The organism is Thermostichus sp. MS-CIW-23 (genome assembly GCF_054059455.1).
Window position 1 is genome coordinate 1 of the sequence record NZ_JBSSCC010000068.1, and the last position, 7,283, is coordinate 7,283.

Here is a 7,283-nt window from a genome sequence, read left to right on the forward strand (position 1 = left end):
TCAATCGTATTCTTGGCCTATGCGTGATGACAACGATATTCACATGGCCGACACTGCGTTTTTAAAGGGCGTCGGCTACGGTCGGCGCTATCCTTCCCCGCCCTGAAGGACGGGGCTTGCCGCGCCTTTTGGTCAGCGGTGCGGAGCACTTTGGAGGCCAAGGCGGGGGCGGTAGTCTATAATCCTGCCAATTCCCCTAATGCGTTCGCGCCAGCGGTGCGGAGCACTTTCGTCGCCATGACTGAGGCTGTCTCTACTGCCGATTCTGCCTTGCTGACCGTACAAGGGCTGCGGGTTTTCTTGCCCAGCCGTGCAGCTGGCGAGCCCTCGGGATCCCCGGTGGTGGACGGGCTGTCTTTCCAGATCGGGATCGGCCAGACCTTAGGCCTGGTGGGGGAGTCGGGATCCGGCAAAACCATGACCGCCCTGACGCTGATTGATCTGCTGCCCAGCTCGGCCCGGGTGGAGGGCAAAATCCTCTTCAAGGGCCCCAACGGAACGGTGGACTGGCTGCAGTTGGATCCCCGGCAACGGCGGCGCTATCGCGGATCCCAGATCGCCATGATTTTCCAGGAGCCGAGCACCGCCCTCAACCCCCTCTACACCTGTGGCCAGCAGTTACAGGAAACCTTGAGGGCCAACACCTCCCTGAGCCCGGCGGAGATCCGCGCCCAAGCCATTCGCCTGTTTGAGGAGGTGCAGCTTTCTCCCCAGATGCTGGAGCGCTACCCTCATCAGCTCTCCGGCGGCCAAATCCAGCGGGCGGCCATCGCCTGTGCCATCGCCTCCAATCCCCAACTGTTGATTGCCGATGAGCCGACCACCGCTCTAGATGTTACGGTGCAAGCGGAAATCCTGCGCCTGCTCTGGGAGCTGCAGCAGCACCGGCAGATGGCCATCCTCTTCATCACCCACGATCTCAATTTGGTGGCCGAACTGGCAGATCAGGTGGTGGTGATGCGCCGGGGCCAAGCTGTGGAACAGGGATCGGTGGAGCAGATCTTTCGGGATCCCCAGCATCCCTACACCCGCGGCCTGTTGGCCTGTCGCCCGGTGTTGGAGCGGCGGTTGCGGCGGTTGCCCACCGTCCAGGATTTTCTGGAAAAAGGGGGATCCCCAGAGGAGCAGTGGCAGCAGGTGGAGATCCCGGCTGCCGTTCGCGTAAGCGGGACGGAGTCCTTAGAGGAAGAACGGCTGCGCCGGCTGTACAGTCAGCCCCCCCTGCTGCAGGTGCGGGATCTGCGAACCCACTACGCCGTCCGTCGAGGGCCATTTGGCCGCCAGGTGGGCGAGATCCGAGCTGTGGATGGGATCAGCTTTGACCTCTACCCCGGAGAGACCTTGGGGCTGGTGGGAGAGTCCGGCTGCGGCAAAACCACCCTGGGGCGAACCCTGTTGCGCCTGGTCCGTGCCAGCTCTGGCCAGGTGATCTACGACGGCGAGGAGCTGCTCCGCTTGCCGCCCCAACGCTTACGTCGTCTCCGCCGCGAGATTCAGCTGATCTTTCAGGATCCGGCAGCCTCACTGGATCCGCGCATGAGTGTGGGAGCCAGCGTCATAGAGCCAATGGCCCTGCACGGGATTGGGAGAAATGCTGCTGAGCGACGAGCACGGGCCCAACGCCTGTTTGAACGGGTAGGGTTGGATCCGGAAGCGCTGGATCGCCCGCCCCACCAGTTTTCCGGAGGACAGCGGCAGCGGATCTGTATTGCCCGCGCCCTGGCCTCGGAGCCCCGCCTGATCGTCTGCGATGAGGCAGTGTCTTCCCTGGATGTCTCCGTGCAGGCACAGGTGCTGAACTTGCTCAAGGATCTGCAGGAGGAACTGGGGTTGGCCTACCTGTTCATCTCCCACGACCTGAGCGTGGTCAAGTTCATGAGCGACCGCATCATGGTCATGAACCGGGGCCGCATCGAAGAGCTTGGCCCCGCCTCCCAGATCTACCAGCAGCCGCAGCAGGACTACACCCGCCGCCTCATCGCCGCGTTCGCGCCAGCGGTGCGGAGCACTTCCCCCAAAGGGAGATCCGTTCGCGATAGCGGGCCGTAGGCCTTAAAAACGCACCCATTTGCCCCAAACGGGTTGAAAAGTTTCCCCTGCATCCGGCTCCGGGCTGGGCAACCCTGCGGGTTAACTTCGCAGTAAGATTTGCAATGAGGCTAAAATTAAGTAAACTTCCAGTCGTAAAGCTTCGGCTCTTTGTTAGCACATTTAACAAAACGTTTTATCCGCAGTTTGGGCTGCAACCGGCTATGGCTCGCATACTCATTATTGAGGACGACCCTTCGATTCTGGATATCCTGCGCATCAATCTGGAGTTGGCGGGCTACGAGGTTGTGAAGGCCACCGATGGGGTGCGCGGACAAGCACTGGCTCTGCAAGTTCTCCCCGATCTGATCATCCTCGACCTGATGCTGCCCCAGGTAGATGGCCTGACCGTTTGTCAGCGCTTGCGGCGGGAGGAGCGCACCAGCGAGATCCCGATTTTGATGCTCACCGCCCTCGGCCAAACCCAGGACAAGATCGAGGGCTTTAATGCCGGTGCCGACGACTACCTGACCAAGCCTTTTGAGGTGCAGGAGCTGCTGGTGCGGGTGCGGGCCCTGCTGCGTCGCTCAGACCGGATCCCACAGGCGGCCAAGCATGGGGAGATCCTCACCTATGGCCCTCTCACGCTGGTGCCGGAGCGCTTTGAGGCGTTGTGGTTCGGCAAAACGATCAAGCTCACCCACCTGGAGTTTGACCTGCTCCACTGTCTGATGCAGCGACATGGGCAGACCGTTTCCCCCAGCGAAATCCTGCAGGAGGTGTGGGGCTACGAGCCCGACGACGACATCGAGACCATCCGTGTTCACATCCGCCACCTGCGCACCAAGCTGGAGCCGGATCCCCGCCACCCCCAGTACATCAAAACCGTCTATGGGGCGGGCTACTGTCTGGAGTTGCCCAACATTGCCGATCCCGTCCCACCGCAGCCAGAGCTGGCGAAAGATTCCCACAAATAATGATTCTTTCATGATTCTTGAGGATGCTGCTCACGCAACTGCTAATCTAGGGGATGCCCTGCTGCAGATTGCGCTCTGAGATCTATGCCTGGTGCCATTCGGTATTTGATGTGCCCACCCGATCACTACGAGGTGGACTATGTGATCAACCCCTGGATGGTGGGGAATGTTCACCGCTCTTCCCGAGAACGGGCGCTGCAGCAGTGGCAGGCTCTTTATCGGCATCTCTCGCAGCGGGCGGAGGTGAAGCTAATCCAGCCGGTGCCGGGATGGCCGGATATGGTGTTTACGGCGAATGCTGGGCTCATCCTGGGATCCACGGTGGTGCTGAGCCGTTTTTATCACCCAGAGCGGCAGGGGGAACAGCCCCATTTCAAGGCTTGGTTTGAGGAACAGGGCTACACCGTCTATGAGCTGCCGCCAGCCCTGGCTTTTGAGGGGGCGGGAGATGCTCTGTTGGATCGGGCAGGGCGCTGGCTGTGGGCGGGCTACGGCTTTCGCTCCATGTTGGAGTCTCACCCCTACTTGGCCAAGTGGCTGGGGATCGAGGTGTTGTCTTTGCGGCTGGTGGACGAGCGGTTCTACCACCTGGACACCTGCTTCTGCCCCCTCTCCGAAGGCTATTTGCTCTATTACCCGCCGGCTTTTGATGCCTATTCCAACCGCCTGATCGAGATGCGGGTGCCCCCCGAAAAGCGGATCCCGGTTCAGGAGGCGGATGCCATTCACTTTGCCTGCAATGCCGTGGATGTGAACGGCACGATCTTGGTGAATCGGGTCAGCCCAGAGCTGGAAGCCGCCCTACAGGAGCGGGGATTTGCGGTGGTGCAGACGGAGCTGACGGAGTTCCTGAAAGCCGGTGGGGCGGCCAAGTGCTTGACATTGCGCCTCGACGAGACGGTGGCTCCCCAAACCGATCCGGTGGCCACGGTGCTCAGCCGGACGGTGACCCTCCAGGGACACTTGGTGGACAGCGACCTGCTCACCAGAGCCGTCGATTGCATTGTCGACAATGGCGGCAGCTTCCAGATCCTCAAGTTTCAGCTTGGGGAAAAACGGCAGAGCACTTCCACGGTGGAACTGGCCGTTTCCGCTCCCACCGAAGAGACCCTGGACACCATTCTCAGCGCCTTGATCGAGCAGGGGGCCCGTCTCTCGGAGGAAACCCAGCAAGATGCCCGTCTGGAGCGGGTGGAGAAGGCAGGGGTAGCTCCCGACGATTTTTATGTCACCACCATCTACCCCACGCAGGTGCGGGTGGCCGGCCAGTGGATCCCGGTGCAGCGGCAGCGCATGGATGGGGTGATCGTGGTCAAGGGATCCGATTGCAATGGCAAGACGGAGTTTTCAGCCTATTGCACCCTGATTCGAGATTTGCAGGTGGGGGATGCCGTGGTGTGTGGGGTGGAAGGGATCCGCACCGTGCGCCAGGCCAGCAAAGAGCGCTCTTCCCAGGAGTTCACCTTTATGGGATCGGGGGTCTCCAGCGAGCGGCGGGTGGAGATCCTGGTGGAGCAGATTGCCTGGGAGCTGCGGCAAATCAAGGAGCGGGGCGGCAAAACGGTGGTGGTGGCAGGGCCGGTGGTCATCCACACGGGCGGCGGATCCCACTTGGCTACCCTGATTCGGGAGGGCTATGTGCAGGCACTACTGGGGGGCAATGCCATTGCCGTTCACGATTTGGAGCAGAATCTCTACGGCACCTCGCTGGGGGTGGATCTGTCGCGGGGCACCCCGGTCAAGGGCGGCCACAAGCATCACCTCAAAACCATCAACCTCATCCGCAAGTACGGCAGCATCCGGGCCGCAGTGGAAGCGGGCGTGATTACCGGCGGGGTGTTCTACGAGTGTATTCGCGCTCAGGTGCCCTTCTCCCTGGCGGGATCCATCCGCGACGATGGGCCGCTGCCAGATACGGAGATGGATCTGATCAAGGCCCAACAGGATTATGCGCGGCTGCTGCAGGGGGCCGACATGGTGCTGATGCTCTCCAGCATGTTGCACTCCATTGGTGCCGGGAACATGACGCCTGCCGGGGTCAAGCTGATCTGCGTGGACATTAACCCGGCAGTGGTGACCAAGCTGGCCGATCGGGGATCCCTGGAGTCGGTGGGGATTGTTACCGATGTGGGCCTGTTCTTGAGCTTGCTGGTGCAGCAGTTGGCGCGTTTGGGGCAGGTGTATGAGCGCCCGCAACCTGCTCTTGCTGCCCGCTAGCCACCCCATCCATAAGCGCTGTTATCTTTTGGGATCCTTAAACTGGGATCCTCAAGCCTCAAAAGGGTATGCCTTTTATTAGCCTGTTGACGGATTTTGGCCTGCAGGATCCCTATGTGGGCATTATGAAAGGGGTGATTCATACCCTTTCCCCACAGGCTCAACTCATCGACCTCAGCCATGGGATCCCGCCTCAGGATGTGGCGGCGGCTCGCTTTGCCCTGATGACGGCCTACCCCTATCTGCCGTCGGGCACCATTCACCTGGCCGTTGTGGATCCAGGGGTGGGGAGTAGCCGCCGGGCGGTAGCCATCCAAACCGAGACGGGCTTTTTGGTTGGCCCTGACAATGGCCTGTTCAGCGGCGTTTTGGCCCAAACTCCGGCGCTGGCTGCTGTGGAACTCAACCGGCCCCGCTATTGGCGCACCCCCTCTCCCAGCCGCACCTTTCATGGGCGGGATATTTTTGCCCCGGTTGCCGCTCATCTGGCCAACGGGATCCCTTTGGCGGAGCTGGGGGATCCCCTAGACGTAGCAGAACTAACCCGCTGGGAGTGGCCGCCACCCCAGATGGAGACCAACGGCTGTCGCGGCCTGGTCCAGGCCATCGACCACTTCGGCAACGGCATCACCAACCTGCCCGGACAGTGGGTGGAAGGTCGAAGCTGGAGCGCCTGGATCAAAGGGATCCCCGTCCGCTCCGTGGCCACCTTTGCTGAGGGAGAAGTTGGGGAAGTGCTGGCCCTGGTGGGCAGCTCCGGCTGGGTGGAGATCGTGCAAAACCGAGGCAATGCCAGCCGGGCGCTGGATTTTAAGGTGGGAGATGAGGTGCGCGTGCAGTGGATCCTCACCCCCAGCCCCTCTCCCGAAAAGAGGGGGATCCTAGGCAGGTTGGCTTTCCACCGTCACGGCTTCCGTCGGAGTAGTGGGGTTTGAGGCGCCCACTTGGACTTTGATCACCCGCGCTGCGTCGGCTTTGGGCAGAGTGAGGGTGAGGATGCCGTCGCGATAGGTGGCCGAGACTTTCTCCGGCTGGATGCGGCGGGCCAGCTTGAGGATGCGTTGAAAAGGTTGGGGCTCCACTTCTTGGTAGCGCAATTCAGCACCTTCAGGGCCGTGAACCTGGATCTCGCCGCTGATGGAGAGCTGTTGAGCCGTGGCCTCGATGTGGAAGCGTTCCCGATTGGCACCGGGCACCCACAACTGGACGGTGTAGGCTTCGCCGCTCTCCCAAACCTGCAGAGGAGTGGGCAGGAAGGAGCGAGAGCGTCCCCGGTTGGGCTCCGCTTGCAGAGCTTGTACCTCGAAAAGCGGGCTGAAGTAAAGAGTTGCCATAGTGTCTCCTAGGGTAAATAGGCTAAGTCATCAATGGAGTTGAGGGAAGCGAAGAGATCTCGGCAAAGAAGGCTTGGCCTGCACTTGGGATTTGAATTCACAAAATCCTGCTCTGATCATCCAAGAAAGCCATCCCAGCGAGGGAGGGCAAACCGATCTGCGATAGGCAGGATCCCCTCACCTCATGGGGAAGAGGGATGAAAACAAACAGGGCAATCCAATGGTTCACTCGAAACATTTTGCTCAAAACAGAATGGGGTAGATGTGAGTGAAAAAAGAAGACCGTTATGGATCCCACTCCCATTCCCATCCGATTTCAGGTGAACGGCCAACCCTATGGGCAGGTGGTTCCGCCGGGGATCACTCTGCTGAGCTTGTTGCGGGAGCTGGGCTGGGTGGGGGTACGCCGTGCCTGCGACTCGGGGGATTGCGGGGCTTGCACGGTGCTGTTGGAGGGGGATCCCGTCCACAGTTGCCTGTACCCGGCGGCGCGCTTGCAGGGCCAAGCCATCACCACCATCGAGGGGTTGGCCAGAGGCGGGGAATGGGATCCGCTCGCGTAAGCGGGACGGAGTCCTTTGTCGCTACGCGACGCTAACGCGAACGCGTAAGCGGGACGGAGTCCTTGCATTTCACCAAATTTTCGGGCTGGAGGCCCGCACCATAGCCGCAGGCTTGGTGTCGGGAGGAAAGCCCTCCTCCATATAGGTTTGCTGGTCAAAAGTCT

The 7,283-nt window shown here is 61.0% G+C and carries 6 protein-coding genes; 5 read left to right on the forward strand and 1 reads right to left on the reverse strand.

What is annotated here, in order from left to right:
• The first annotated feature begins 237 nt into the window (after nucleotides 1–237).
• The 4 genes from ACVW0B_RS13990 to ACVW0B_RS14005 all read left to right on the forward strand — a co-directional run bounded on the left by ACVW0B_RS13990 (nucleotide 238) and on the right by ACVW0B_RS14005 (nucleotide 6,157).
• Nucleotides 238–2,049 carry an ABC transporter ATP-binding protein gene (locus tag ACVW0B_RS13990; RefSeq protein ID WP_414332680.1) on the forward strand — a complete coding sequence of 604 codons (1,812 nt, stop codon included), beginning with the start codon at nucleotides 238–240 and terminating at the stop codon, nucleotides 2,047–2,049.
• A 203-nt stretch (nucleotides 2,050–2,252) separates the two neighbouring features.
• The gene (locus ACVW0B_RS13995; RefSeq protein ID WP_011431916.1) at nucleotides 2,253–3,005 is read left to right on the forward strand and encodes a response regulator transcription factor; all 753 of its coding nucleotides are present in this window, start codon (nucleotides 2,253–2,255) and stop codon (nucleotides 3,003–3,005) included.
• A gap of 84 nt (nucleotides 3,006–3,089) precedes the next feature.
• Nucleotides 3,090–5,222: a bifunctional arginine dihydrolase/ornithine cyclodeaminase gene (gene argZ, locus ACVW0B_RS14000; protein WP_457491968.1), complete on the forward strand. Its 2,133-nt coding sequence runs from the start codon at nucleotides 3,090–3,092 to the stop codon at nucleotides 5,220–5,222.
• Between the two features lie 68 nt (nucleotides 5,223–5,290).
• Nucleotides 5,291–6,157 carry an SAM hydrolase/SAM-dependent halogenase family protein gene (locus tag ACVW0B_RS14005; protein WP_414351982.1) on the forward strand — a complete coding sequence of 289 codons (867 nt, stop codon included), beginning with the start codon at nucleotides 5,291–5,293 and terminating at the stop codon, nucleotides 6,155–6,157.
• Here ACVW0B_RS14005 and ACVW0B_RS14010 read toward each other — a convergent pair.
• The gene (locus tag ACVW0B_RS14010) at nucleotides 6,104–6,556 is read right to left on the reverse strand and encodes an Hsp20/alpha crystallin family protein (protein WP_011431920.1); all 453 of its coding nucleotides are present in this window, start codon (nucleotides 6,554–6,556) and stop codon (nucleotides 6,104–6,106) included. The genes ACVW0B_RS14005 and ACVW0B_RS14010 overlap by 54 nt on opposite strands.
• Nucleotides 6,557–6,843: 287 nt before the next feature.
• On the opposite strand from ACVW0B_RS14010, the gene ACVW0B_RS14015 reads away from it, so the two are divergent.
• Nucleotides 6,844–7,119: a (2Fe-2S)-binding protein gene (locus tag ACVW0B_RS14015; RefSeq protein ID WP_457389012.1), complete on the forward strand. Its 276-nt coding sequence runs from the start codon at nucleotides 6,844–6,846 to the stop codon at nucleotides 7,117–7,119.
• Nucleotides 7,120–7,283: the final 164 nt, after the last annotated feature.

Excerpts from the sequence above, each read along its gene's own strand:
- ACVW0B_RS13990 (WP_414332680.1), top strand. The coding sequence starts at position 238 with ATGACTGAGGCTGTCTCTACTGCCGATTCTGCCTTGCTGACCGTACAA.
- ACVW0B_RS13995 (WP_011431916.1), top strand. The coding sequence starts at position 2,253 with ATGGCTCGCATACTCATTATTGAGGACGACCCTTCGATTCTGGATATC.
- argZ (WP_457491968.1), top strand. The coding sequence starts at position 3,090 with ATGCCTGGTGCCATTCGGTATTTGATGTGCCCACCCGATCACTACGAG.
- ACVW0B_RS14005 (WP_414351982.1), top strand. The coding sequence starts at position 5,291 with ATGCCTTTTATTAGCCTGTTGACGGATTTTGGCCTGCAGGATCCCTAT.
- ACVW0B_RS14010 (WP_011431920.1), bottom strand. The coding sequence starts at position 6,556 with ATGGCAACTCTTTACTTCAGCCCGCTTTTCGAGGTACAAGCTCTGCAA.
- ACVW0B_RS14015 (WP_457389012.1), top strand. The coding sequence starts at position 6,844 with ATGGATCCCACTCCCATTCCCATCCGATTTCAGGTGAACGGCCAACCC.